Here is a 23,286-nt window from a genome sequence, read left to right on the forward strand (position 1 = left end):
ACCTCGACCGGGTCGGCGCCGACCTCGACGTGCCCGACCAGCGGCGCGCAGCGGTCAGAGCCGAACGGTCCGCATCAGCGGGGCGTTCGATGGAGGGGCTCACTGCTCCCGACCCGGTCGACCGGACCCAGCACCGGGCCCGGGGATGAGCCGGGCCGGCGCCCTCCCCCGGACGTCGGGGGCGCGGTGAGGCTCATCCGGCGCGCCTGCTCGGCGTCCCTGTGCGCGCGCTCCGCGACGGCGCGGTAGACGTGGGCACGCCCGTGCCTGCCCTGGACGGCGGCGTCCGCCGCCAGCCGCTGCAGGGTCGCCCCGATCCGGGCCTCGGTCACGGCCAGGCCGACGACCAGGTCGCGGGCCCGCGCGGTGGCCGCCTGGATGCGCTGCTGCGGCGGCGGTGGGACGGGCGGCCGGTAGGCGATGTGGGCCCACACGATCTTCCGGTCCCCGTCGACGGCCCAGCCGTGCGCGCGGCTGAACCGGGCCACCAGGTGCAGTCCCATGCCACCGAGGGCGGCGTCGCGGCCGATCGCCGGGGTCGGCGGCCGCGCGGTCGCGGTGTCCCTGACCTCCAGCAGCCAGCCGGAACCGGCCGCGGTGATGGTGACCCGCACCGGTGGCCGGCCGTGCCGCAGGCCGTTGGAGGCCAGTTCCTCGACCGCGAGCAGCAGCCGCTCGCCGTCATCGGCCCCGGCGGGCAGCCCGCCGTCGGCCAGCGCCGCGCGCAGCCGACGCCGCATGCCGGTCAGCTCGGCGGCGGTGCCCGGTTGGCCGTGCCACACCGCGACCACCCCGGGCCCCGGCGCCGGCGGCGGTCGCTGTGCCCACGTCGAATGGCCCATGTGCCTCATCCGGATGAGCGTCGAGTCCCTGCTCGACCCCCGGGTGGGCTCGTGTCCCCCATCCCGTCGGACCGGCCGGACCCGTGTTGTCAGAGTTCCGTCCGCACCGCGGCGTACCCGCCGCGCCACGGTCCCGTGCCGTCGCGGACGTCCCCGCATGAGCAGAGGACGACCTCGACCCGGTCGCGATCCTCGTTCTCCCGCGAGGCGCTCCGCAGCGCGAGCACGAGCAGCTGGCGTCGCCGGCACCGGTGCTGCCGGCGGGTGAGCCACGGCCCCGAGTACAGACCCCGTGGAGATGACGTCAGCCCGCGGGCCGACCGCCACCCGACCCCACCAGCTCGGCCCGGCGCAGATGCCGGTCGCAGCTCTCGGACAGTTCCGCTGCCCGCTCGCGGCCTCCCTCGGGGTGGGGCAGCTTGTCGGCCGTGCGGCGCATCGTGTCCTCGACCGTGTGCTACGTCTCGCCTACGAGGCGATGGATGTCGGCCCGCACGCGCTGATGGCTGCCCGGCACGGACGGACCAGCGACGACGCGTCGCTGCTGCTCCTCGAGTGGAAGGGCGCCCCGCCCGACGACGAGCTGTCCCCGGACCTGCCCGAGTCGACCCCCACCGACCTGGGCGGGCCCTTCCTGATGGGTGACGTCGAGGCAGCGGACCTGCCGGGGTCACCGTGGTCCGCGAAGCACTGCGGACCACGGACAACCCGCGGGCCCGGCTCGCCGTGGATGCTCGGCCCGACCCCGCCGACGGGGAGCCGGCTCAGCGCCACTGCACCGAGTAACGCGGAGGGGGTGCCCATCCGTCCCCTCCGTTCCCGCCCCGAACGCGCACCGCCGTCGGCGGGAGCCCGAACGCGTCCCAGAGGGCGGCTCCAGGACACCTGTGTTCCGTGGCGCGTCGTGATGTGGGCAGCAAATCGACCGGTTCGAGCGTCGGCACCGGCTCTTGTCCGCGGCCTCCGTCGGGAGAACGCTCGGCGGATGGACGGGTCCGAGGAACGGGCCGCCGACGAGCGCGTGGACGGCGAGCAGGCACGCCGGGAGCAGCAGCGCCGTCGCGCCGCGCAGGCCGCCGAGCGCCTTCGGCAGAGCATCCGGCGGCTCCAGGAGGGACTGAGCCGGGGCGCCGAGGCGGTGGCCGCAACCGAGAGCGGCGTCGCCGCCACGCACCTCGCCCTGGCCGAACGGGCGCTGCAGGAGGGCCGCCTCGAGGATGCGCGGGGGCTGCTGAGCGAGGCCGCGGCGGCGTTGCAGGCCGTCGAGCACGAGCGTCTGCGAGCCGATCGCTGGCCGGTGGGCACCACGCCCGATCCCACGGACGTGGCGAGTGTCGAGCAGCGGCGGATCGCCGCCGGCCGGGCGCTGGACGATGCGGCCCGGCGTCGCGAGCGGGCCGCTCGCCGGCGGGACGAGGCGGCTCTGGAACGCGAGCAGGCTGCGCAGCAGCGCGACGAGGTGGCCGCCGAGCGTGACCAGCGGGCCGGAGAGCGGGCCGTGGCCGCCGAGCACCGGGAGGCCGCCGCCGCCGAGCGCGGTGCCGCACAGGCGCGGCGGGTGGCCACCTCGGCCGGCGGGGGTTCGCCCGAGGAGGCCGAGCAGCAGCGGGCCATCGACGTCGAGGTCGAGGCGAGCTACCGAGGATGGGCCGAGGACGACCGGGCGCGGGCCGCGGCCGACCGAGCGGCCGACGTAGCCGACCGTCTCGCGGCGGAGCGGGACCGGATCGCGGCGCGGGAGGACCGTGAGGCCGCCCGCGCCGACCGCGAGCAGGACAGCCGGGACCGAGCGGCGGCCGCAGCGGACCGCGACCGTTCTCGTGACAGCGACCCCACGGACCCTGAGCCGCACAGGCCGTGAGCGGGCCGCTGCGGGACACCGCACCGCCCGTCGGCCAGGACAGGTGATGCGCGGAACCTGCCGCGCCTGCGTTGGCGCGCTGCCGTCCTGCACGAGGCCACGGCGGCCCGGCTGAACAAGGCCGCGCTGACCACGGTCGACCTCATCCACGCCGACGCGCTGCGGGAGCACGCCACGGCCGAGCTGGACCTCGCCGGCGTCGCACGGGCCGCGGGCATGCGCGCCCGGCTGGCCGCGGAGGGGGTGACCGACGTCGGCTGGGGCTGTCCCCACATGGCGAGGAACCTGAGGAGTCCCCACGTGGTAGGGGATGGCCAGGTGTCCCAGGAGGCGGCCTCAGACCACACGCCATACGCAGGAAGGCATGCGGAACGGCAGCGAACGGCGGAGAACCGCCCCGGACGAGGGCCGACGGACGTTCCGCGACCACGGGCCCGGGCGCAGAGCCGATAGCCGGCGCAGGTCCTCTCGCGCGCGGGATGCGATCCAGCCGACAGGCGCCGCAGCGCGCTCCAACGGCATCAGCCCGGCGCGACGGCGCGGCTCGCGTTCCCGCACACAGCCGCAGTGCTCGGGCGTCATTTCCCGAGGGCGCCGGTCTCCGTGAGCTGTTCGGCGACCTCGGCGAGCTTGCGGTTGGTGTCCTGGCTGGTCTTCGCCAGCAGGGCGAATGCCATGTCCGCTGTGATCTTGTAGCGCTCCATCAGGATGCCCTTGGCCTGACCGATGACGTCGCGGCTGGCCAGGGCGGTGGTGATGTGGTTGAGATCCTGGGCATCGGCGACCGCGATCGCGGCGTGGCTGGCGAACAGCAGCCCGATCCGCTCGGACTCGTCGGTGAACGCCGCCGGCTGGCGAGCCATCAGGTTCAGCGCCCCGAGGTCGCTCTCGTGCACGAACAGCTGGAAGCACAGCATGCTGGCCACGTCGAGCTCCGCCGTCGCCCGGCGGGCCAGCTCCGGCCAGCGCGGATCGGTGGCCAGGTCGTCGACGCGCACGGTGACCTGCTCGTACATGGCGTCCAGGCACGGACCCTGCCCGACCTCCTGCTGCAGGTCGTCGAACCGCCGCGCCCACTCGCCGGTGGCCGCGGCCGACATCACCCGCCGGCGTCCCTGCACCAGGCTGATGCTGGCCTCCTCGGCTCCCGGGATCGTGCCCGCAACCGCCGAGACGATCAGCTCCATGACCGCCGTGGCGTCGGTCTGGTGCTGCATCTCCCGCGCGAGGTCGGACAGCCGCTGAGACAGGTCCTGACGGACGGCGTCACCGGTCGCGTGCGCCGAGGGCTGCCCCCGCCGGTCGGCGGGTGCGGCCTCGGCGTCCGTCCGTGAACGCTCGTCACCGGAAGGTCCGGGCGCGTCAGGACTCGTGTGGCGGCCCATCCCCGCACACTGGCACGACCGGTGGGCGATCGGAATGCACACCCGCCGGATCCTCGGCCGGGGCTCCGTCGGCGCGACAGCAGCCCGCTCACGCGGGGCCATGGACGGCCATGTGGTTCGCGTGCGACCCGGCGAACCCGCGGCTGCTCAGCGGTCCGGTTCCCGGCGGGTCGGCTGCACGCTGATGACCGTCGCCGGCTTGGGTCCGCAGCAGTCGTCGGTGCAGCCCTCTTCGCAGCCACAGCGGTGGTGGACGGCATCCTCGCCGGGTTGGGCCGGGACGCAGCAGCCGTCGCCGCGCCAGGCCTCGACACCCTCGCGGAACGCGATCCCGGCGATGACCAGGCCGGCGACCGGGTCGGCCCAGCCCCAGCCGAGGGTGGCGTTGAGCACGAGCCCGACGAGCAGCACCGCCGACAGGTAGGTGCACAACAGCGTCTGGGTGGAATCGGCAACGACCGTCGCCGAGCCCAGCGCCCGGCCGGTGCGGCGCTGCGCCCAGGACAGGAACGGCATGATCACCAGTGAGGCGACCGCCAGTCCGATGCCGACCGGCGAGGACTCCGGCTCGCCGGCGGAGAACAGCGCGCGCACCGACTCGGCTGTCACGTAGGCGGCCAGGGCGAAGAAGGCCAGGGCCATCAGCCGTAGCGCCTGCCGCTCGCGCGACTCGGGCATCCGGTGCCGGAACTGCCACAGGATGATCAGCCCACTGGAGACCTCGACGACGGAGTCCAGCCCGAACCCGACCAGCGCGACCGACCCGGCGACCAGACCCGCGGTGACGGCGACCGCGGCCTCGACCACGTTGTAGGCGACGCTGGCGCCGGCCAGCCACTGGGCGCGGCGGCCCAGCCGTGCCCGGGCGGCCGCGGTGGGCTCCGGGCGCGCGTGCACGGTGGTCACCGGTTCGCCGCCTCTCCGTAGGTGGGGCACAGCTCGACCGCGTCGCCGGTGGCCGCGAGCAGCCGCTCGGCGGCGGCCAGGACGTCGAGCAGCTCGGCGGGATGGGCCAGCGACCAGATGGACGCCCTCCCCTGCGGCCGCGAGGACACCAGGCCGCAGTCCCGTAGGCAGGCGAGGTGGGCCGACACGGTGGACTGCGCCAGACCCAGGTGAGCGGTCAGGTCGACGACCTTGTGCTCGCCCAGCGACAGGTGCCGCAGGATCGCCAGCCGCGTCGCGTCACCCAGGCTGCGGAACACGCACGCGGCAGCCGACAGTGCCGCCGTCTCGCTGACCGCGGACGAGGGCTCGCGAGCGGGCGCTGTCATCGTCATAGGCCGATGATATCGATCACTTGGCAGGCTGCCGTCCATGCCGGTCGCCCGGTCCATCGTGCTGTTCGTCCCCGCCGTGATCGCCGAGGTCGGCGTGATCCGCCGGCGTGGACGCTCCCGGGTGTCCTGCGAGACCGGTCACCCCGGGTCCTCGTGCCAGGCGGAACTGCTGGGCAGTTCGCCGGTGTGGAACACGTCTCCGCCACCTACGAGGACCGGCGGACCAGGCAGTCGGATAGGCTCTCCATCGGCGCCCGGTGTCGGGCGCCGATGTTGCGTCAGGCAGCGGCGTAGCGCAGATGCGGAGCCCACCGTGGGGTTCGCCGCCGAGGTCGCGCCCCGGTATCGATCGGACCGGAGGCCCGCGGTGGCCCGCAGCGAGAAGCAACGATCCATCGAAGCGGCCGAGGCGCTGGAGCACCTGGGCCAGCGGTCCTTGCGGGAACTCTCCATGGAGAGCCTGCTGCAATCGATGGCCGACCTCACCAAGAGGGTCATGCCCGGTGACCCGGAGGCATCGGTCACGCTGCTGATCAAGGACGAGCCGAGAACAGTCGTCGACACCGGGCCGCTGGCCCTCGGCCTCGACGAGGCCCAGTACCGCCGCGGGGACGGGCCGTGCCTGCACACCGCCCGCGACGGCGTCCTGGTCGAGATCGGCGACACCCGCGTGGACAGCCGGTGGCCGGACTACGCCCGGTACGTCGCCGAACACGGCGTCCTCAGTCTGCTGGCCGTGCCGTTGGTCCTCGCCGGGGAGGAGCAGGTCGCGGGATCGCTGAACGTCTACGCCCGGAGGCCGGACGCCTTCGACGAGGCCAGCCGAGCGGTGGCCACCGGGTTCGCCCCCTACGCGGCGGTCGCCGCCGGCACCGTCCAGGCGTACCGCAAGGCCCGGGAGACGGCCGACAACCTCCAGATCGCGCTCGAGTCCCGAGCGGTCATCGAGCAGGCCAAGGGCATCCTGATCGAGCGCCACAAGCTGACCCCCGAGCAGGCCTTCCAAGCCCTCGCTACGGTGTCCATGAGCAGGAACGTCAAGGTCCGCCAGATCGCCGAGCACCTGGTCCTCACCGGCGAACTGCCGCTCGTCCGATCCCGGTCCCCGCGATCCGCTGACCAGGCGGTCCACCAGCGAGCCCAATGACGTCTGCTCGCACCCCAGACAGCCGCGGCGGCCACCCGGGGGGCGTGCCGCGGTCAGGCCCCGCCACTCCAGACCGGGGGGTGGCGGGGCCGCCTTTCGAACACCCGGGGCGGTCGGCGCCGACGCGGCGCGCTGCCTCCGACGCGAGCGACAGGACCAGCCGGAGAACGAGGGAGCCATGCCGGCTCCGCGGACCCATGAGCCGGAGGACGACGGGCACGTCGCCATCGCGGGCGGCGCCTGGGAGCCGCCCTGTTCGGGGACGGACCCAGGACGTCGTCGCCGCTGACTAGGCCTCGCTGCCCGGGGTGTGACTCACACCGTCGACAACGGCTTGGGCGATGTCGCGGAGCTTGCGGTTGGACCGCTGCGAGGCGGCCGCGAGCAACTGGAAGGCCTCTGCCGCGTTGCAGCGCCGCTGGCTCATCAGGATGCCCTTGGCCTGTTCGATGACGGCCCGCGTCTGCATGGCCCGGTCCAGGTTCTGGGCGAGCTCACGGGTGCTCTCGTAGAGGTGCATGTTGTGCACCGCCACGGCGACGTAGGAGGCGAACGCTCGGGCGACGTCTCTGGCCTCGTCGTCGAAGGCGTCGGCCTCGACCGCGTAGAGGTTCAGTGCACCGTGGACGGCCTGCCGTACCGGTACGGGGACCGACATGGAGCTCAGCGAGCCGTGCTCGACGCACACCTGGGCGTAGTCGGGCCAGCGCCTCTCCTCGCGGGCGTCGGTGATCTCTCGGATCTCCTCACCGACCGCCGCTTCCAGGCACGGGCCGTAGCCACGACCGTACTGGGACTCCTCGAGGTCGAGCGCCAGCTTGCCGGTGAAGGCGGCGGTGGTGGCCTTGTCGTTGACCACCAGGCTGACCGAGGCCTCCGCGACGCCGGGGATGACCAGCTTGGCCAGGGCGGCGATCTTCTCCAGCATCCCCTCCAGGGAGGTGTCGCTGAAGGACAGCCAGCCGAGTTGAGCGAAGGCGTCATGGACGTCCAGGGGCTCGGGCGGCCGCTGATCGTCGGGGCTCATCGCGGTCCGCTCTGTCAGGTCCGGCTGGTCGACGAAGGCCCTCGACCCCGGAGTGAGTCGCCCGTGGCGGGTGGCTCGTGATCCACTAGGCCAACTGCATGACCTGTCAGAGGCCGCTGGTGCGGCGCAGCTAGCAACGTACTCGCCCAGCGAGGTTCCGTCCCCGAGCGGATGAAGCCCTGCCGCCCAGCGGTCGCCCTGAGGCCGCCTCGGAAGACATGCGCAGCGCCCCCGGGCCTGCGCTCGCGCCCGCGACCGCCTGTACCCGAGCCACCACCTGCTTGGCGCTCCGACTGCAGAACAGCAAGATCACGGGGCAGGTGGCTCGAGCACTGGCTCACCACCATCGCGGCCCGCCGTGTACGCCAGCGGACCCTGAAGAGCCACGAGTCCGCCGTCCGCCAGCACCTCATGCCCGGCATCGGACGTCACCGGATGGACCGGTTACGCCCCGAGCACCTCGACCAGCTCTACACGGCCCTGCTCGACGCCGGCCACTCCCCCGCCTCCGTGCTGCGCCACCACCGGATCCTGTCCCGGGCCCTCACCGTCGCGGTCCAGCGCGGCCACGTCCCCCGCAACGTCGCCGCGTTCGTCGACCCTCCTCCGCAGCGTGCGAGCGACATCGCCACCGCCCTCGAGCTGGAGTAGGCCCGCGCAGTCCTGGAGGCAGCGGCGCACGTCCGCAACTCCGCCCGTTGGACAATCGCCCTCGCCCTCGCCTGCGCCAGTCCGAGGCCCTTGCGCTGCAGTGGGAGGACGTCGACCTGCTGAACAACACGCTGACGGTGCGGCGCAGCCTCCACCGCGTCCGGGGCGGTGGACTGATCTGAGAGGGCCCGAGAGCAAGCGCAGCCACCGCACCCTGGCGCTGCCGCTGCCCCTGGTCGCCGAGCTGCACCGGCACAGGGCCGCGCAGCTCGGCGAGCGGATGCCGGTCGGCTCCGAGTGGCACGACGAGGACCTCGTCTTCGCCCAGCCCAACGGCCGGCCGATCGACAAGAAGAGCGACTACGACGAGTGGAGCCGTCTGCTCCAGTCCGCCGGCGTCCGGCACGTCCGCCTGCACGACGGCCGGCACACCGCCGCCACCCTGCTGCTGAGCGAGAACGTCCACCCGCGGGTGGTCATGGAGCTGCTCGGCCACAGCCAGATGCGCACGACGATGGACATCTACAGCCACGTCATGCCGGCCCTGGCTCGGGAGGCGGCGGACCGGATGAGCACCCTCCTGCTGCCAGGTGAGGGTGGGCAAACTGCAACCACAACTGCGACCAGAGACAACTCAGGCCGCTCTCCCGAAGGAGAACGGCCTGGTCATCGGGGTGGAGCTGAGGGGACTCGAACCCCTGACCCCCACACTGCCAGGGCGGCTGAGGGGGGTCCGGGGCGGTACGCCGGAGTTCATTTGCGCAGGTCAGGAGGCGACATCGTCGTCGGCGGACTCCTGCGGACGACCATGAACACCGTTGTCAGGCCACCATGGTGGCACCACACGACAGCCGCCTGACCGACCATTGAGCGCTGATGATCGGACGGCCTCCTTGCCTCGGGGGCTCGTGATGGGCTCACCTGGACGATGCACGGCTATCTGGTCATACTTGTGACCATGACGACGCTGTCGCTGGCAGACGCCAAGGCGCACCTGTCTGCCCTGGTGGCCCGGGTCAGTGGCCAGCACGAGCGGGTCTACGTGACAGTCCACGGCAAGCCGTCGGCCGTCCTGGTGGCGACGGAGGACCTCGAGTCCCTGGAGGAGACGATCGAGATCCTGGCCGATGCCGACACGATGCGGCGACTGCACACCTCGGATGCCGAGCTGGCCCGCGGCGAGGTCGAGACGCGTGAGGAGCTGGACGCGGCCATGCGCCGCCGCCTCGGCTCCGGCAGGTGACTGGGCAGCCGGCGCCCTACGTCCTGGCGATCACGCCGACCGCCCGCCGCCAGCTCGCCGAGTACCTGCCGGAGGCGGTCGCCGCGGCCGCGTACGAGTTCATCACCGGCCCACTGCTGGACAGCCCGCAGCGGGTCGGCAAGCAGCTCCGTCCCCCGCTGGAGGACCGGCACAGCGCGCGCCGCGGCACCTACCGGGTCGTCTATCGCATCGACGACGACAGTCACACGGTGACCGTCGTCGATGTCGCGCACCGCCGGGATGCGTATCGCTCCGGCCGTTGACCACCTGTCGCCAGAGCGCGGGTAGGGCCAACCCGTGATGGGGGGAGCCACGCCTGCGACGTGGTCCTCCGAACTCAGCGCGGCGACGATCCTCGGCGGAGGCCCGCAGCTACCCGGGGACGGTGGGTGATCCGTGGTGTCCGGGTTTCCACTGACTGGCCCACGGACACGGAAGAGTCGGTAGGAGCGGGTCCTTCGGCGAGGGAGCAGGCGATGATGACCGTGCTCACCACCAGCAAGCTGCGGCCTGGGGGTCAGGAGGAGTGGGACGCAGCGATGCGCGAACGCTTCGAGTCCGCACAACGCATGCCGGGCTGGGTCTCCGGCCAGTTGCTGACTCCCGAGGACGACCCCCTGTCGCGGGTGATCGTCGGCACCTGGAACAGCCGCGAGGACTGGATGGCCTGGCATGACGATCCTGCGTTCCTCGACAAGCGCACAGTGCTGGAGGGTCTGGAGTCCGCGCCCAACGTGACCCGGTGGTTCGCCGTCGTGGCCGACGCCCGGGTGAACGGCTGACCCGGGGGCCTGCTCGACTCGGGATCGGCCCGACGCCCACCGCGCCGAGCTGCCCCATCCTCGGACCACTGCCTCGGCGGCAGCCAGGCCAGCGCCCATCACCGAGGACGACGGCTGCTCTGCACGTCACCAACCGGCCGAACCGGCCACACGAAGACCGCCTCGCCTCCCCAGGCCACGAACACCCGAGCCTCGGAGGGCGCCTCGGAGGCGGTGAACGTGCCCATCACGCCTGCGGCGCTCGTCTTCTCGCCGCGGCGCGGCCTCCACATGGTGTCGGCGCTCAGCTGCTGCGGGGAGGAACCGGTGCCGCTCGGCGCGCCGCGAACTTGTCGAACAGTGAGCCGGCGTTCAACGTCTCGACGTACTCGAGCATGTACTCCTGGCCGATGTCGACCGGGCCGAGCGTGGGGAACTTGACCCGCGCTTGGGTCTCCTCCTTGGTCCAGCCGGCAGCGACCGCCTCGGCGACGGCGGCCTTCCAGCTGAGCAAGGCCGCGCGCTGCTTGTCCACGTAGGACAGGTCGGTGACCGGCCCATGGCCAGGCACGACGGTGTCGACGTCGAGCGAGCGGATGATCTCCAGCGACGCCAGCCACTGGTCGACGTCGCTGGTCATCAGCCAGGTCTGACACTCGCAGAAGACGCTGTCGCCGGTGAAGACCATCCGCTCCTGCGGCACGTACACCGCGAGCTGGCCGGGCGTGTGCCCGGGCGTGTGCAGCAGGTGGAAGTCGTGCTGCCCGACGCGTAGCGACAGGTCACCGGTGAAGACGATCTGCCCCTTGTTCGGGTCCTCGTAGTACTCGTCGCGGTCGGGGAACAGCGCGACGCCATCGGGGTCGTCGGTGGCCAGGGCCTCGCGCGCGTACTCGAAGGGGTCGAGCTCCGGGTACACGGTCATGAAGTTGTCGTAGAGGCCCTTGTGGTTGACCACCGCGCCGGCGCCGCGGAAGTAGTAGTTGCCGAAGATGTGGTCGACGTGGTGTTCGGTGTTGATCAGGTACTGGACCTCGCCGAACGTCTCCACGAACCGGCGCATCTCGACCGCCCGGGTCGGGAGCTGGGGCGTGTCGATGACGACGGGGCCGGCCGAGGTGACCACGAAGCTGGGGTTGCACCCGCGCACTTTCGTCTCGGTGAACACGCGGTCGTTGAGCTGCTGCATCGAGGCCTCCGTCGGGCTGGGTGGGTGCGGGCGGTGGGCGGGAAGGGTCAGCTGTCCTGTGCCGCGTTCACGCGGTTCATCAGGGATGCGCCGAAGAACTCGATGTGCGCGCGCATCTCCTTGCCGGCCAGGTCCGGGTCGCGGAACTGGACGGCCATGAGGACGGGGCGGTGGAGCTCCGCGATCGCGTGCAGGTCGGAGTGGCCGCGCAGGACGCTGACCACGGTCCTGGCTTCGACCCGGAGCGAGCGCCACACGTCGAGGAGCACCTGGTTCCCCGAGGCCTCGACGATGATCTCGTGGAAGCGGGTGTCGTGGACCAGTAGCGCGTGGAGGTCGCCGGCGTCGGCGGCCTGTCGCATACCGGAGAGCTGGTCCTGCAGCGCGCCCAGGTGGTCCTCGGTGATCCGCGTCGCGGCCTCCCGGCCGGCGACCTCCTCGAGAGCCGCCCGGACCGGGTAGATCTGGCCGAGCTCCTCGACGGTCACCTCGCGGACTCGAGCACCCTTGTGCGGCTGCGACTCGATGAACCGCATCGCCTCCAGGTCGCGCAGCGCCTCGCGGACCGGCGCCTGGCTGACGCCGAACTCGGCGGCGAGCACGCTCTCCTTGACGCGCTCACCGGGACCGTAGGTGCCATCGAGGATGCGCTCGACGATGAGGTCCTTGATCTGGTCGCGCAGGACGCCGTTGCGGCGAAGTGGCCGATCCACTCGTTCTCCCTCGGGTGAGGACCGCCCCCGGCGGCCTGCTTGATTATCGATAGTAGCTCGCCCGCTTGTGCTGTCAACCACAGCGATCGAGGGGCCAGTAGCCCATCGCTGCGACCGTCGTCACGAAAGACCTGGCATCGGGGTTGACGCGCGTCACATGCCTCTGCCAGATTATCGATAGTTCGGCCCGCCAGAGGGCGGCCGCCGACGCACCGCCCCTCACCAACCCCGACACCCCAAGACCGGAGTGGGCATGAGCGACGACACCGTCCTGGCGACCTTCTTCGGGGACGACGAGTTCCCCGTGCAGTGGGAGGCCGGACAGCAGGAACTGTTCTGGGTGCACGACGACCTGCACATCCCGAACCCCGTCTCCCCCATGTACGCCGACATCGGCGGCTGGTGGCTGAAGTGCGACTACATGTTCCGGCGCTTCGGTACCCCGTTCGCCTCCGACTGGATCTCCAAGATCGTCAACGGCTACGTGTACACCGCGGCGATCCCCGCGACGCCGGGACTGTCCGCCGAGGCCTCCGAGTACGGCAGCCGCTACACCCCGCGCGTGCCGCTGGACCCGCAGGACCCCGCGGAGCTCGGCGGGTACATGGGCTGGACGCTGCCGTACTACGCGGAGAACTTCCTCGTGTGGTGGCGCGACCGGTTGCGGCCGGAGATGGAGCGCAACTTCCTCCGGTTCGACGAGTACGACTACGACAACGCCAGCCTGGTGGAGCTCGCGATCCTGCTCGAGGACGCGATCGACATGCACGACCGGCACTGGCAGATCCACTGGGTGCTCAACTTCGCCCAGTTCTCCTCGACCCTGGCCTTGAACGCGGCCATCGCGGCGGCCAAGGGTGAGGGCGACCACTCGGCGCTGATGGGGCGGCTGCAGAGCTCCACCGAGAACCGCAACTGGGACTCCATCGAGGAGCTCTGGAAGATCAAGGAGTGGGTCAAGAAGGAGCAGGGCGAGGTCGCCCGGGCGTTCACCCGCCCCACCGCCGGTGACGTGATCCGCGCCCTCGAGGGCACCGACGAGGGCCGCGCGTTCCTCGCCGAGCACATCGAGCCCTACCAGAAGACCTTCGGCTTCAAGTGGATGTACGCCCACGAGTTCTCCTTCAAGACCTGGCGGGAGAACCCGGCCCCGATCGTCGAGGCGGTCCGCGGCTACCTCGAGTCCGACTACGACTACCCCTCCGAGCTCAAGGCCGTGGCCGAGGACCTGGAGAAGGCGAAGGCCGAGGTGTTCGTCGGTGTGGAGCCCGGCCCCGCACGCGCCGAGCTGGAGCGCGCGCTCGACCTGAGCCTGCGGATGAACCCGCTCACCCCGGACCACCACTTCTACATCGACCAGGGCACCAACGCCCGGGTCCGGCTGGTGCTCATCGCCATCGGCAAGAAGCTGGTCTCGGACGGCAAGCTCGACGACCCCGAGGACGTCATGTACCTCAAGTACAACGAGCTGCGTCGCCTCATGGCCGGCACCAACTCGTTCGACGCCCAGGAGCTGGTCGGGGACCGTCGCGATGCCCGCGAGGACGCCTACGAGCTGCGTCCGCGCGACTGGGTCGGCACGGCCACCAAGGAGGCCGTGGCGTTCCCCTACCTCTCGCTGTGGGCCTTCCCCGAGAAGCTGGAGCGTCCAGCGCCCTCGCACGCGGGCGAGATCCCGGGCCTCCCGGCCTCGGCCGGCGTCGTCGAGGGGACCGCGCGGGTCGTGCTCTCCCCGGAGCAGTTCAGCGAGGTGCAGCGCGACGAGATCATCGTCTGCCGGATGACCAGCCCGGCCTGGGTCGTGCTGTTCACCAAGATCTCCGGCCTGGTCACCGACGCCGGCGGGATGGCCTCGCACCCTGCCGTCGTGTCCCGCGAGTTCGGCATCCCGGCCGTCGTCGGCACCTCCGACGCCACCCGCCGGATCAAGACCGGTGACCGCGTGCGCGTCAACGGCTCCACGGGCCGTGTCGAGATCCTGACCGACTCCCCGACCGCGTCCACCCACGCCCTCTGAGAGGAACACGATGACCGCGATCCTCCCGCCCCCGACCGCCGAGCAACCCGGTGCTGTGTCGACGCACGACCGGCCGCTCGTCCTGCCCTTCAGCGACCCGCGCTGCCAGGTGGTCGAGCTGACCGGTGGCAAGGGCGCCAGCCTGGCGACCATGACCGCCGAGGAGCTGCCTGTTCCCCCGGGCTTCGTCATCACCTCGGCCGCCTTCGCCGCCGCCGTCGACGAGGAGGCGCTCCGCGAGGCCATGCGTCGCAACGACGTCGAGGCCGCCCGCGCTCTGGTCGCCGCCGCCCGCCCGCCCCGCGAGCTCATCGAGCGTGAGTACGCGAAGCTCCAGGGCCTGGTCGCCGTGCGCTCCTCGGCCTGCGCCGAGGACTCCGAGGGCGCGAGCTACGCCGGCCAGCAGGAGACCTTCCTCAACACCGACGGTCTCGAGGCGGTGCTCCACAACGTCGTCGAGTGCTGGCTGTCCTTCTTCACCGACCGCGCCGTCTTCTACCGCCAGGAGAAGGGGTCGCTCGAGGACGTCGCGATGGCCGTCGTCGTCCAGCAGATGATCGACAGCCAGAAGTCCGGCGTCCTGTTCACCGTCGACCCGGTGCACGGCCGCAAGGACCGCATGGTCGTCGAGGCCGCCCGGGGCCTCGGGGAGGCCGTCGTCTCCGGCGAGGTCACCCCGGACAACTACACGCTCTCCCGCCAGGGGGCCGTGAAGAAGTCCAAGGTCGTCGACGCCGAGCGGGTGCTCACCGACGACGAGTGCGTGGCCCTGGCGCGGATGGGCCAGAAGCTCGCCGACCTGCACGGCGTGCCCCAGGACATCGAGTGGGCCTTCGACGCCGCCGGCGACCTCTACCTGCTGCAGTCCCGGCCGATCACCACCGTCTGAGCGGCGGCTGCCAGGGGGCGCGGCGGCGCACCGCCCCCGTGCCCCCTGGCCACCACTGCACTCCGACGTCCACGAACCACGATCAGGAGCACACGACGTGACCTGGATGGCGCCCCGCACCGTCGCCGAGGCGGTGGAGCTCAAGACCGCCCACCCCGATGCCACCGTGGTGGCCGGCGGGACCTTCGTCGGCATCCTCACCCGACAGGGCCTGCTCAGCAGCGAGGACTGGATCTCGCTGCAGAACGTCCGTGAGCTGCGGCAGATCTCCACCAGCGCGGAGCTTGCGCTGGGCGCGATGGTCACCCATCGGCAGATCGAGCTGCACCCCGAGATCGCCGCCGGGTGGCCGGGCATCCAGCGGGTCTTCGCCGTCGTCGCCAGCCCCCGCGTGCGCAACGCCGCCACCATCGGAGGCGTCCTCGGCGACGCGGACTACGCCTCCGACCCGCCGGCCATGCTCGTGGCCTGCGACGCCTGGGTGGAGGCGCTCAGCGTCCGCGGGTTGCGGCGGATCCCGGTCGCCGACCTCATCCTCGACCACTACGAGACCAGCCTCGAGGAGGACGAGCTCATCACGCGGGTGCTGGTCCCCCGCGGCCGGCACCACGCCACCTACCGCAAGCTGCTCACCCGCAGCCGGGAGGACCGGCCGAGCGTGTCCGTCGCCGCCGTCCTGCACCAGGGCGCCGCCTCGGTCGTCGTCGGCGCCGTGTCCGGGCGCCCGCAGTCCTTCCCCGACCTGTGCGCCACCTGGGTCCCGGGGGACGAGGACGGCGTCCGGCACATCGCGCGCGGCTACGCCGAGCGCATCGACCCCATCAGCGACAACCGCGGCTCGGCCGCGTACCGCACACGAGCCATCGCCGTCGAGGTCCGTCGCGCGCTCGAGGACCTCACCCCGGCGGCGCTGCTGACCCGGAAGGCCACCCCTCAGGAGCACGTGGCATGACCGACCCCCGCATCCGCGCCCAGATCCGCTACCCCAACGACCTCACCGTCCCCGGCATGTGGCACGCCCGGCTGGTCCGCTCGCCGCACGCCGCGGCCCGGGTCACCGGTGTCGACACCTCGTTCGTCCCGGACGGCGTCGTCGTCCTGACCCCGGCCGACGTCGAGGGCCTCGGCCGCTACGGCGCACAGATCTCCGACCAGCACGTGCTCGCCGGCATCGCCCGGCACGTCGGCGACCCGGTCGCCGTCGTCGCCGCCCCCGACGAGGCCACGGCCCGAGCCGCGGCCGCGCTGGTCGACGTCAGCTACGAGGAGCTGCCGGCGGTCTTCGACGAGCGCGACGCCCTGCGCCCCGGCGCTCCCCTGGTGCACGAGACCATCCCCGTCAGCCTCAGCGACTCGGCCTACTTCGGCATGCGGCCCCTGGACGGGACCAACATCTGCCACCGGTTCCGGATCCGCACGGAGGGGATCCCGCAGGGCGACCCCTTCTCCGCCGACCCCGTGCCGGACGACGGCGCGGAGGGCTTCGCGGCCGCGGACGTGATCGTCGACGAGACGTTCACCATGCCGGCGGTGCAGCACGTGGCCATGGAGCCGCACGCCTGCATCGCCACCTGGACCGACGGCCGACTCGAGCTCATCACCGGCACCCAGACCCCGTTCAACATGCGCCAGGACCTCGCGGGTCTGTTCGGCGTCCCGGAGACCGACATCCGGGTCGTCGTCCCGCCGATGGGCGGCTCGTTCGGGGCGAAGACCTTCGTCCGCACCGAGGCGATCGCGGCCGCGGTGGCCCAGCGCATGGAGCGACCCGTCCGGCTCGCCCTGGACCGGGACGAGGAGTTCGTCACCCTGACCCGGCACGCGGCCACCGTGCGGATCCGGCTCGGCGCCACCCGCGACGGGCGGTTCGTCGCCAAGCGGGTGTGGTGCTGGGTCAACACCGGCGCCTACGCCGACTGCGGCCCCGGGGTCGCCATGAAGATGGGCTACGCCGGAGTGGGCCCCTACCGGTTCGACGCGGTCGCCGTCGACTCCTACTGCATCTACACCAACCTCCCGCCGGCCGGCGCCTACCGCGGCTACGGCGCCACCCAGTCGGTGTGGGCCTCCGAGCGGGTCACCGACCTCATGGCCGAGGCACTCGGCATGGACCCGGTCGAGCTGCGCCGCAAGAACCTGCTCGTCGACGGCGACGTCTACTGCACCGGCGAGACCATGCACGACGTCCACTTCGAGGAACTGCTCGACGACGCCGCCCGCGCCGTGGACTGGGAGCCCGGCGGCTCCAACCCCGGCAAGGGCATCGCCGTGATGCTCAAGGGGATGCAGACCCCCAGCCGCGCCGAGGTCGGCATCCGCCGCACCGGCCCCGACCGGTACGAGGTGCTCAGCGCCACCACCGAGATGGGCCAGGGCTCGGCCAAGGCGATCGCCCAGCTCGCCGCCGAACTGCTCGGCGTGGACACCGACCAGGTCGACGTGCCCCCGCCGGACACCGACCGGGTGCCCTACGACACCCGCACCACCTCCAGCCGCTCGACGCACATGATGAGCCGCGCACTCGAGGCCGCCGTCGCCGACATGAAGGACAACGGCACCGACTCCGGGCACGGCCGCATCGCGAACCAGGGCGGCCTGGACGTCGACACCGGACAGGGCATCGCCTCCTCGCACTGGCACCAGGGTGCGGCCTCGGCGGAGGTGGACGTGGACGAGGAGACCGGCGTGCTCACCCTGCGCCGGCTGCACGCCGCCTCCTACGCCGGCCGGGTGGTGAACAAGGCCGCCGCCGAGCTGCAGCAGGAGGGCTCGATGATCATGGCGATCGGCACGACGCTGTTCGAGGAGATCGTCTTCGACGAGGGTCAGGTCGTCGGCCCCAATCTCTCCGACTACAACATCCCCTCCGCCCTGGACTGCGCGGCGATCAGCCAGACCATCCTCGAGGTCGAGGGCGCCGAGGTGCACGGACTCGGCGAGACGGCCCTGCCCCCGGTGCCGCTGGCCATCGGCAACGCCCTGGCCAGCCTCGGCTACCGGCCCACCCAGCTGCCGCTCACCCCCGAACGGGTGCTCGCGACCGCACAGGACCCCGCCACCGAACAGGACAGGGAGTACGCGTGAACATCACCCTGCAGGTCAACGGCGCTCCGGTCGACCTCGAGGTCGACGAGGGGGTCATGCTGCTGGAGGTCCTGCGCGACCAGCTCGGGCTGCTCGGGGCGCGCGGCACCTGCGGCGTCGGACTCTGCGGCGCCTGCACGGTGCTGCTGGACGGCCAGCCCATCTCCTCCTGCATCCTGCTCGCACCCCTCGCCCAGGGCCGGGCGATCACCACCGTCGAAGGGCTCCCGGGCGACGACCCGGTGGTGCAGGCCTTCGACCGGCACCACGCCTTCCAGTGCGGCTACTGCATCCCCGGGATGGTGCTGACCTCCAAGTCCTTCCTCGGCGAGTGCTCCGCGGCGCGCACCTGCCCGTCCCGGGAACAGATCGCCGAGGCCCTCGGCGGCAACCTGTGCCGCTGCGGCTGCTACGTCAAGATCATCGACGCGGTCCAGGAGGTCGGCTCGTGAAGTACGTGACCTACGCGGCTCCCGGCGGCGCCGGCCGGGTGGGACGGCTCGACGGCGACACCGTGCTCGACGTGGGCTTCGACGGCGACATGGTCGCCTTCATCGAGGCCGGAGCACCCCGGGGGACCGAGCGCCCCGTGCCGGGCGCGCGGCTGCTGGCACCGTTGCAGCCCCGGTCGTTCCGGGACTTCCTCGCCTTCGAGGGACACCTGAAGAACGCCTTCAAGAACCTCGGCCGCGACATCCCCGCCGAGTGGTACGAGGTCCCTGCCTTCTACCGCAGCGTCGGCAGCACCGTCACCGGACCCGACACGGAACTGGCCTGGCCCTCCTACACCGAACAGCTCGACCACGAACTCGAGCTCGCCGCGGTGATCGGAAGGCCGTGCAAGGACGTCACCGCCGCTGAGGCGCTGGACCACGTCTTCGGCTTCACGATCTGGAACGACATGTCCGCCCGGGACGTCCAGCGCCGCGAGCTGCCGGTCGGGATGGGCCCGGCCAAGGCCAAGGAGTGGGACGGCTCCAACGTCCTCGGCCCGTGCATCGTCACCCCCGACGAGATCGACCTCGCCACGCTGGAGCTCGAGGTACGTGTCAACGGGGAGCGCTGGGGCGGAGACACCACCGCCGCCATGCACCACAGCTTCGGTGACCTCATCGCCTACGCCGCTCAGGACCAGACCCTGCTGCCCGGTGAGGTGCTGGGCTCCGGCACCGCCACCGGCGGCTCCGGGCTGGAACTGGACCGCTGGCTGCAGCCAGGAGACGTCATCGAGATGGAAGCCGGCCCCATCGGCGTCCTGCGCAACACCGTCGGAACACCCAATCGGAAGGACAACTGACATGGCGTTCGTCGTCGCAGCCACCTGGAAGGCCAAGCCCGGAGAGGCCAAGCGGGTCACCGACGTGATCAAGAAGATGACGCCGCTGTCGCGTGCCGAGCCGGGGAACGTCTTCTACCAGGCGCAGGTCAACCCGGAGGACCCCGAGACCTTCTTCCTCTACGAGCAGTACACGGACGCGCAGGCCTACGAGGACCACAAGAACACGCCGCACTTCCAGGAGAACGTGTTCGGCTACATCCTCGAGTACCTGGCCGAGCGCAGCGTCAAGACGTACGAAACGATCGATGTCTGAGCCGTCCGGCCCCGACGTCGCTGTGGCGCACCGGCTGCTGCTGGTGCGCCACAGCGAGATCGCCTCGCATCGGGGGGACGTCCCGCTCACGGACAACGGGGTGGAGATCGCCCGGCAGGTCGGCCGTGAGCTCGGCAAGGAGAGGCCGGCCTTCCGCGTCCTGACCGGCGGGACCTTGCGTACCCGGCAGACCGCCGAGGCCGTGGCCGAGGGCGCCCGGAGCGAGGGCGCCGAGGTCGACGGGCCGCGCGTGGCCTTCGCGCTGCGCAATCCCGACGTGTACGTGGCCGGCGAGCGGGTCGACATGGTCAGCAGTGCCGCCGCCCTCGCCGAACAGGTGCCCGGGATGACGGAGGACGCGGCGGCTGCGAACCCCTTCTTCTCCGAGTTCTTCGACCACCCCGATCGGATCGGCTGGTGGCTGCGGCTGTCCGCCGTCCCCGGGGACGACGCGGCCACCCTGGCCCGCCGCCTCGACGCCTTCGCCGGCAGCCTGGCCGATCCCGGCGGGCCCGCGGGAGGGCTGACCGTGGCGGTCACGCACTCCCCGGTCCTGCGCGCCTGCGCGCTGGCCCACCTGGGCGACGACCCCGGCGAGCCGCCGTGGGTCGGCGGCCTGGAGTACACCGTCCTCCCCGACCGGTCGCTGCGGGTCAGCTCCTTCGCCGTCGACCTCACCTGACGCCGCCGGTCGCCCGACACGACCCCCAGGAAGCAGGCATGGAACTCAACCAGACCTTCACCGTCCCCGTCCCCCTCGACATCGCGTGGAAGGCGCTCAACGACCCCGAGCGCATCGCGCCCTGCATGCCAGGCGCCACCCTGGAGTCCGTCGAGGGCGACGCCTTCACCGGCAGCGTCAAGGTCAAGCTCGGTCCCATCGGACTCACCTATCGGGGCAAGGCCCGGTTCGTCCAGGCCGACCCCGAGACCAGCACGGTCGTCATCGAAGGCACGGGCAAGGACGCCAAGGGCAACGGCACCGCGAGCGCCACCGTCACCGCCGTCCTCACCGAGGACGCCGGGAGCACCACCGTCACCACGACCACCGACCTGGCCATCACCGGCAAGCCCGCCCAGTTCGGTCGGGGCGTGATGAACGACGTGGCCAACAAGATCGTCGGTCAGTTTGCCGCGAACCTCGCCGCCCTGCTGACCTCGGACGCCGGTGCTGCAGCCGGATCGACCGAGCGGGCACCGGCTCCCGCTCCTTCGGCGGCGGACTCAGCCGCGCCGGCCACCGGACCGGCTCCGTCGCCGGCAGCCCGGACCGTCGCCCCCGTGCCGGCCGCCGCCGAGCTCGACGCATTCGCCCTGCTCGGCATCTCGCCGACAGTCCGCCGTCGGCTGACGGCCGCCCTCGTCCTCGCCGACGTGTTCGTCCTGGGCTGGGCCATCGGCCGGCTCGGCAACCGCCGCTGACCCACGACCTGCTAGGAGTGCTCGTGCCTTCCACCGTCACCACGGTCGACCCGGCCACCGGCGAGCCGCTGACCAGCTATCCCGGCTCCGACGTCGACGAGGTGCTCTCCGTTCTCGCCTCGGTCGCCGACACGCAAGCGTCCTGGGCCGCGACCCCGGTGGAGAGGCGAGCCGAGATCATCCGGGCGATCGGCGCTCAGCTCCGCAAGGACGCCGAGGAGCTCGCCGCCCTGATGACCGCCGAGATGGGCAAGCCGATCGCCGAGGCGCGTGCCGAGGTGGAGAAGTCGGCCACCGCCTGCGACTACTACGCCGACCACGGGCCGGCCGCGCTGGCCCCCACCGAGGTGGACACCGGCGACCAGCGCAGCTGGGTCGCTCACGAGCCCCTGGGCGTGGTCCTGGCCGTCATGCCCTGGAACTTCCCGTACTGGCAGGTGCTCCGGTTCGCCGCGCCGACCCTGCTGGCCGGCAACACGGCGATCCTGAAGCACTCCCCCAACGTCACCGGCTGCGCACTCGCCATCGAACGCGCCTTCCGGGACGCCGGCCTCCCCGAGGACGTGTTCCGCAGCATCGTCGTCGCCGAGGAGGACGTCCCGGCGGTCAGCCAGGCGCTGATCGAGGACGACCGGATCGCCGCGGTCAGCCTCACCGGCAGCGAGCGGGCCGGCTCGGCCGTCGCCGCCGCCGCCGGCCGGGCCATCAAGAAGAGTCTGCTGGAACTCGGCGGCTCCGACCCCTTCGTCGTCCTCGACGACGCCGACCTCGACCTCGCCGTCACCGCCGGGGTCAAGAGCCGCTTCATCAACGGCGGGCAGAGCTGCCTGGCGGCCAAGCGGTTCGTCGTCCACCAGGCGGTCGCCGCCGAGTTCAGCCGCCGGTTCGCCGAGGCTGTCTCCCAGCTGACCGTCGGGAGTCCCACTGATCCGACCACCACCATCGGCCCCATGGCGCGGGCCGATCTCGTCGACGGGCTGGAGCGCCAGGTGCGCGGGTCGGTGGACGCCGGGGCGACCGTGCTCACCGGCGGCGAGCGGCTCGACCGACCGGGCGCCTGGTTCCCGCCGACGGTGCTCGCGGACGTCACGCCGGACATGCCGGTCATGGCCGAGGAGACGTTCGGCCCGGTGGCCGCGGTTGTCGCGGTCGTCGACGACGACGAGGCGGTCCGCATCGCCAACGCCACCCGCTACGGGCTCGCGGCCAGCGTCTGGAGCGCCGACCCGGAGCGCGCGCTGGCCCTGGGACGACGGATCACGTCGGGGGCCCTCTTCGTCAACGCCGTTGTCGCGTCCGACCCGAGGCTGCCGTTCGGCGGCACCAAGCGCAGCGGCTACGGCCGTGAGCTCGGCGAGGCAGGCGCGATCGAGTTCACCAACGCCCGGACGTACGTCGTCGGCACGGGCGTCCTGCCCAGCGGCCCTCCCACGGAGTGAGGTTCTGATGCGCGTCGTCCTGCTGGGCCCGCCGGGTGCGGGCAAGGGAACCCAGGCTCAGATCATCGCCGAGCAGCTGGGCGTGCCGGCCATCTCCACCGGCGACATCTTCCGAGCCAACGTCAGCGGCGGCACCGACCTCGGCCGCCGGGCCAAGGCCTTCATGGACGCCGGAGACCTGGTGCCGGATGAGATCACCGTCGCCATGGTGGCGGGCCGACTGGCCGAGGCAGATGCCGCCGGAGGTTTCCTCCTCGACGGCTTCCCGCGCACCATCCCCCAGGCGGAGCGCCTGGACGAGGCATTGGCCGAGCAGGGGCATCGGCTCGACAGCGTCCTGGAGCTCGTCGTCGACGAGGACGAGGTCGTCCGTCGCCTCTCCGGCCGCCGACTGCTGGTCGAAGGCCAGTGGGTCACGCGCGAGGATGACAAGCCCGAGACGGTCCGCCGCCGCCTGGAGGTCTACCGGGAACTGACCGCGCCTCTCACGGCCTTCTACTCCACGACAGGTCTGCTGCGGCGCATCGACGCGATGGGAGAGATCACTGAGGTCACCCAGCGTGGGCTGTCGGCGCTCGGGCAGAACGACCCGATCGCACATCCGCGGCTGGTCACACAAGCCATGGCGGATTCGCCGCGACGCGCTCTCTGACGAGGTTGGATGTCTGGCGCCGAGCACCCGGGCCGGGCGGCGAGCCTCTCTGCGTGTCAGGCCCAGCGATG

General features: G+C 72.0%; 25 protein-coding genes. 18 read left to right on the forward strand and 7 right to left on the reverse strand.

Translation table 11 applies throughout. The annotated features are described in order from the left end of the window. Window positions 1–74: 74 nt before the first annotated feature. Window positions 75–782 (reverse strand): ATP-binding protein, encoded by a 708-nt coding sequence (locus ACI79G_RS07795; RefSeq protein WP_456880564.1) that lies wholly within the window; start codon window positions 780–782, stop codon window positions 75–77. A 1,045-nt stretch (window positions 783–1,827) separates the two neighbouring features. Here ACI79G_RS07795 and ACI79G_RS07800 point away from each other — a divergent pair. Further along, on the forward strand, window positions 1,828–2,703 hold the full coding sequence (locus ACI79G_RS07800; RefSeq protein WP_456880565.1) for a hypothetical protein: 876 nt from the start codon (window positions 1,828–1,830) through the stop codon (window positions 2,701–2,703). Window positions 2,704–3,281: 578 nt separating this feature from the next. On the opposite strand, the gene ACI79G_RS07805 is transcribed toward ACI79G_RS07800, so the two are convergent. The 3 genes from ACI79G_RS07805 to ACI79G_RS07815 all read right to left on the reverse strand — a co-directional run bounded on the left by ACI79G_RS07805 (window position 3,282) and on the right by ACI79G_RS07815 (window position 5,368). Then, on the reverse strand, window positions 3,282–3,920 hold the full coding sequence (locus ACI79G_RS07805; protein WP_456880566.1) for a GAF and ANTAR domain-containing protein: 639 nt from the start codon (window positions 3,918–3,920) through the stop codon (window positions 3,282–3,284). A gap of 315 nt (window positions 3,921–4,235) precedes the next feature. Beyond that, on the reverse strand, window positions 4,236–4,994 hold the full coding sequence (locus ACI79G_RS07810) for a cation diffusion facilitator family transporter (protein ID WP_456880567.1): 759 nt from the start codon (window positions 4,992–4,994) through the stop codon (window positions 4,236–4,238). After that, the gene (locus ACI79G_RS07815; protein WP_456880568.1) at window positions 4,991–5,368 is read right to left on the reverse strand and encodes an ArsR/SmtB family transcription factor; all 378 of its coding nucleotides are present in this window, start codon (window positions 5,366–5,368) and stop codon (window positions 4,991–4,993) included. Before ACI79G_RS07815 ends, ACI79G_RS07810 begins: the two co-directional genes overlap by 4 nt. Before the next feature lie 367 nt (window positions 5,369–5,735). Here ACI79G_RS07815 and ACI79G_RS07820 point away from each other — a divergent pair, with 367 nt between their 5' ends. After that, window positions 5,736–6,515 carry an ANTAR domain-containing protein gene (locus ACI79G_RS07820; protein ID WP_456880569.1) on the forward strand — a complete coding sequence of 260 codons (780 nt, stop codon included), beginning with the start codon at window positions 5,736–5,738 and terminating at the stop codon, window positions 6,513–6,515. Window positions 6,516–6,804: 289 nt separating this feature from the next. Here the strand turns inward: ACI79G_RS07820 and ACI79G_RS07825 are convergent, their stop codons facing one another. Further along, complete coding sequence (locus ACI79G_RS07825; RefSeq protein WP_456880570.1) at window positions 6,805–7,542, reverse strand: ANTAR domain-containing protein; 738 nt, start codon at window positions 7,540–7,542, stop codon at window positions 6,805–6,807. 171 nt (window positions 7,543–7,713) lie between these two features. Between ACI79G_RS07825 and ACI79G_RS07830 the strand changes: the two genes are divergently transcribed. The 5 genes from ACI79G_RS07830 (at window position 7,714) to ACI79G_RS07850 (ending at window position 10,239) form a co-directional block, all read left to right on the forward strand. Further along, the gene (locus tag ACI79G_RS07830; RefSeq protein WP_456880571.1) at window positions 7,714–8,193 is read left to right on the forward strand and encodes a tyrosine-type recombinase/integrase; all 480 of its coding nucleotides are present in this window, start codon (window positions 7,714–7,716) and stop codon (window positions 8,191–8,193) included. 280 nt (window positions 8,194–8,473) lie between these two features. After that, window positions 8,474–9,052, forward strand: coding sequence for a tyrosine-type recombinase/integrase (locus tag ACI79G_RS07835; protein ID WP_456880572.1), 579 nt, complete (start codon window positions 8,474–8,476; stop codon window positions 9,050–9,052). Window positions 9,053–9,151: 99 nt separating this feature from the next. Then, a complete protein-coding gene (locus ACI79G_RS07840) occupies window positions 9,152–9,436 on the forward strand; it encodes a type II toxin-antitoxin system Phd/YefM family antitoxin (RefSeq protein WP_106277604.1) in 285 nt (94 codons plus the stop codon). Continuing rightward, complete coding sequence (locus ACI79G_RS07845) at window positions 9,433–9,720, forward strand: type II toxin-antitoxin system RelE family toxin (RefSeq protein ID WP_456880573.1); 288 nt, start codon at window positions 9,433–9,435, stop codon at window positions 9,718–9,720. The genes ACI79G_RS07840 and ACI79G_RS07845 overlap by 4 nt, the downstream gene beginning before the upstream one ends. Window positions 9,721–9,933: 213 nt before the next feature. Further along, window positions 9,934–10,239 carry an antibiotic biosynthesis monooxygenase family protein gene (locus ACI79G_RS07850; RefSeq protein WP_456880574.1) on the forward strand — a complete coding sequence of 102 codons (306 nt, stop codon included), beginning with the start codon at window positions 9,934–9,936 and terminating at the stop codon, window positions 10,237–10,239. A gap of 283 nt (window positions 10,240–10,522) precedes the next feature. Here ACI79G_RS07850 and ACI79G_RS07855 read toward each other — a convergent pair whose 3' ends face one another. Further along, window positions 10,523–11,407, reverse strand: coding sequence for an MBL fold metallo-hydrolase (locus ACI79G_RS07855; RefSeq protein WP_456880575.1), 885 nt, complete (start codon window positions 11,405–11,407; stop codon window positions 10,523–10,525). 47 nt (window positions 11,408–11,454) lie between these two features. Beyond that, on the reverse strand, window positions 11,455–12,120 hold the full coding sequence (locus tag ACI79G_RS07860; RefSeq protein ID WP_456880576.1) for a GntR family transcriptional regulator: 666 nt from the start codon (window positions 12,118–12,120) through the stop codon (window positions 11,455–11,457). A gap of 253 nt (window positions 12,121–12,373) precedes the next feature. Between ACI79G_RS07860 and ACI79G_RS07865 the strand changes: the two genes are divergently transcribed. The 11 genes from ACI79G_RS07865 (at window position 12,374) to ACI79G_RS07915 (ending at window position 23,215) form a co-directional block, all read left to right on the forward strand. Next, on the forward strand, window positions 12,374–14,137 hold the full coding sequence (locus tag ACI79G_RS07865; RefSeq protein WP_456880577.1) for a PEP-utilizing enzyme: 1,764 nt from the start codon (window positions 12,374–12,376) through the stop codon (window positions 14,135–14,137). Window positions 14,138–14,147: 10 nt separating this feature from the next. Continuing rightward, window positions 14,148–15,026: a PEP/pyruvate-binding domain-containing protein gene (locus ACI79G_RS07870; RefSeq protein WP_456880578.1), complete on the forward strand. Its 879-nt coding sequence runs from the start codon at window positions 14,148–14,150 to the stop codon at window positions 15,024–15,026. Window positions 15,027–15,132: 106 nt separating this feature from the next. After that, complete coding sequence (locus ACI79G_RS07875; RefSeq protein ID WP_456880601.1) at window positions 15,133–15,978, forward strand: FAD binding domain-containing protein; 846 nt, start codon at window positions 15,133–15,135, stop codon at window positions 15,976–15,978. Beyond that, complete coding sequence (locus ACI79G_RS07880) at window positions 15,975–18,110, forward strand: xanthine dehydrogenase family protein molybdopterin-binding subunit (protein WP_456880579.1); 2,136 nt, start codon at window positions 15,975–15,977, stop codon at window positions 18,108–18,110. The genes ACI79G_RS07875 and ACI79G_RS07880 overlap by 4 nt, the downstream gene beginning before the upstream one ends. Beyond that, window positions 18,107–18,562 (forward strand): (2Fe-2S)-binding protein, encoded by a 456-nt coding sequence (locus ACI79G_RS07885; RefSeq protein WP_456880580.1) that lies wholly within the window; start codon window positions 18,107–18,109, stop codon window positions 18,560–18,562. The genes ACI79G_RS07880 and ACI79G_RS07885 overlap by 4 nt, the downstream gene beginning before the upstream one ends. Continuing rightward, window positions 18,559–19,407 carry a fumarylacetoacetate hydrolase family protein gene (locus ACI79G_RS07890; RefSeq protein ID WP_456880581.1) on the forward strand — a complete coding sequence of 283 codons (849 nt, stop codon included), beginning with the start codon at window positions 18,559–18,561 and terminating at the stop codon, window positions 19,405–19,407. Before ACI79G_RS07885 ends, ACI79G_RS07890 begins: the two co-directional genes overlap by 4 nt. A gap of 1 nt (window position 19,408) precedes the next feature. Continuing rightward, window positions 19,409–19,702, forward strand: a complete 294-nt coding sequence (locus ACI79G_RS07895) for a putative quinol monooxygenase (protein ID WP_456880582.1) — start codon at window positions 19,409–19,411, stop codon at window positions 19,700–19,702. Beyond that, window positions 19,695–20,384 carry a phosphoglycerate mutase family protein gene (locus ACI79G_RS07900; protein WP_456880583.1) on the forward strand — a complete coding sequence of 230 codons (690 nt, stop codon included), beginning with the start codon at window positions 19,695–19,697 and terminating at the stop codon, window positions 20,382–20,384. The genes ACI79G_RS07895 and ACI79G_RS07900 overlap by 8 nt, the downstream gene beginning before the upstream one ends. A gap of 38 nt (window positions 20,385–20,422) precedes the next feature. After that, window positions 20,423–21,124: an SRPBCC family protein gene (locus ACI79G_RS07905; RefSeq protein WP_456880584.1), complete on the forward strand. Its 702-nt coding sequence runs from the start codon at window positions 20,423–20,425 to the stop codon at window positions 21,122–21,124. Between the two features lie 23 nt (window positions 21,125–21,147). Beyond that, the gene (locus tag ACI79G_RS07910; protein WP_456880585.1) at window positions 21,148–22,563 is read left to right on the forward strand and encodes an NAD-dependent succinate-semialdehyde dehydrogenase; all 1,416 of its coding nucleotides are present in this window, start codon (window positions 21,148–21,150) and stop codon (window positions 22,561–22,563) included. Window positions 22,564–22,570: 7 nt separating this feature from the next. Beyond that, a complete protein-coding gene (locus tag ACI79G_RS07915) occupies window positions 22,571–23,215 on the forward strand; it encodes an adenylate kinase (protein WP_456880586.1) in 645 nt (214 codons plus the stop codon). The last annotated feature ends 71 nt before the right edge of the window (window positions 23,216–23,286 follow it).

It is taken from the genome of Geodermatophilus sp. SYSU D00779, from assembly GCF_054050595.1.

Bases quoted from the DNA above. Each gene is read 5' to 3' on its own strand.
- ACI79G_RS07800 (WP_456880565.1), top strand. From the start codon at position 1,828: ATGGACGGGTCCGAGGAACGGGCCGCCGACGAGCGCGTGGACGGCGAG.
- ACI79G_RS07805 (WP_456880566.1), bottom strand. From the start codon at position 3,920: ATGCAGCACCAGACCGACGCCACGGCGGTCATGGAGCTGATCGTCTCG.
- ACI79G_RS07815 (WP_456880568.1), bottom strand. From the start codon at position 5,368: ATGACGATGACAGCGCCCGCTCGCGAGCCCTCGTCCGCGGTCAGCGAG.
- ACI79G_RS07825 (WP_456880570.1), bottom strand. From the start codon at position 7,542: ATGAGCCCCGACGATCAGCGGCCGCCCGAGCCCCTGGACGTCCATGAC.
- ACI79G_RS07830 (WP_456880571.1), top strand. From the start codon at position 7,714: ATGAAGCCCTGCCGCCCAGCGGTCGCCCTGAGGCCGCCTCGGAAGACA.
- ACI79G_RS07835 (WP_456880572.1), top strand. From the start codon at position 8,474: ATGCCGGTCGGCTCCGAGTGGCACGACGAGGACCTCGTCTTCGCCCAG.
- ACI79G_RS07840 (WP_106277604.1), top strand. From the start codon at position 9,152: ATGACGACGCTGTCGCTGGCAGACGCCAAGGCGCACCTGTCTGCCCTG.
- ACI79G_RS07850 (WP_456880574.1), top strand. From the start codon at position 9,934: ATGATGACCGTGCTCACCACCAGCAAGCTGCGGCCTGGGGGTCAGGAG.
- ACI79G_RS07855 (WP_456880575.1), bottom strand. From the start codon at position 11,407: ATGCAGCAGCTCAACGACCGCGTGTTCACCGAGACGAAAGTGCGCGGG.
- ACI79G_RS07865 (WP_456880577.1), top strand. From the start codon at position 12,374: ATGAGCGACGACACCGTCCTGGCGACCTTCTTCGGGGACGACGAGTTC.
- ACI79G_RS07870 (WP_456880578.1), top strand. From the start codon at position 14,148: ATGACCGCGATCCTCCCGCCCCCGACCGCCGAGCAACCCGGTGCTGTG.
- ACI79G_RS07875 (WP_456880601.1), top strand. From the start codon at position 15,133: ATGGCGCCCCGCACCGTCGCCGAGGCGGTGGAGCTCAAGACCGCCCAC.
- ACI79G_RS07880 (WP_456880579.1), top strand. From the start codon at position 15,975: ATGACCGACCCCCGCATCCGCGCCCAGATCCGCTACCCCAACGACCTC.
- ACI79G_RS07895 (WP_456880582.1), top strand. From the start codon at position 19,409: ATGGCGTTCGTCGTCGCAGCCACCTGGAAGGCCAAGCCCGGAGAGGCC.
- ACI79G_RS07900 (WP_456880583.1), top strand. From the start codon at position 19,695: ATGTCTGAGCCGTCCGGCCCCGACGTCGCTGTGGCGCACCGGCTGCTG.
- ACI79G_RS07905 (WP_456880584.1), top strand. From the start codon at position 20,423: ATGGAACTCAACCAGACCTTCACCGTCCCCGTCCCCCTCGACATCGCG.
- ACI79G_RS07915 (WP_456880586.1), top strand. From the start codon at position 22,571: ATGCGCGTCGTCCTGCTGGGCCCGCCGGGTGCGGGCAAGGGAACCCAG.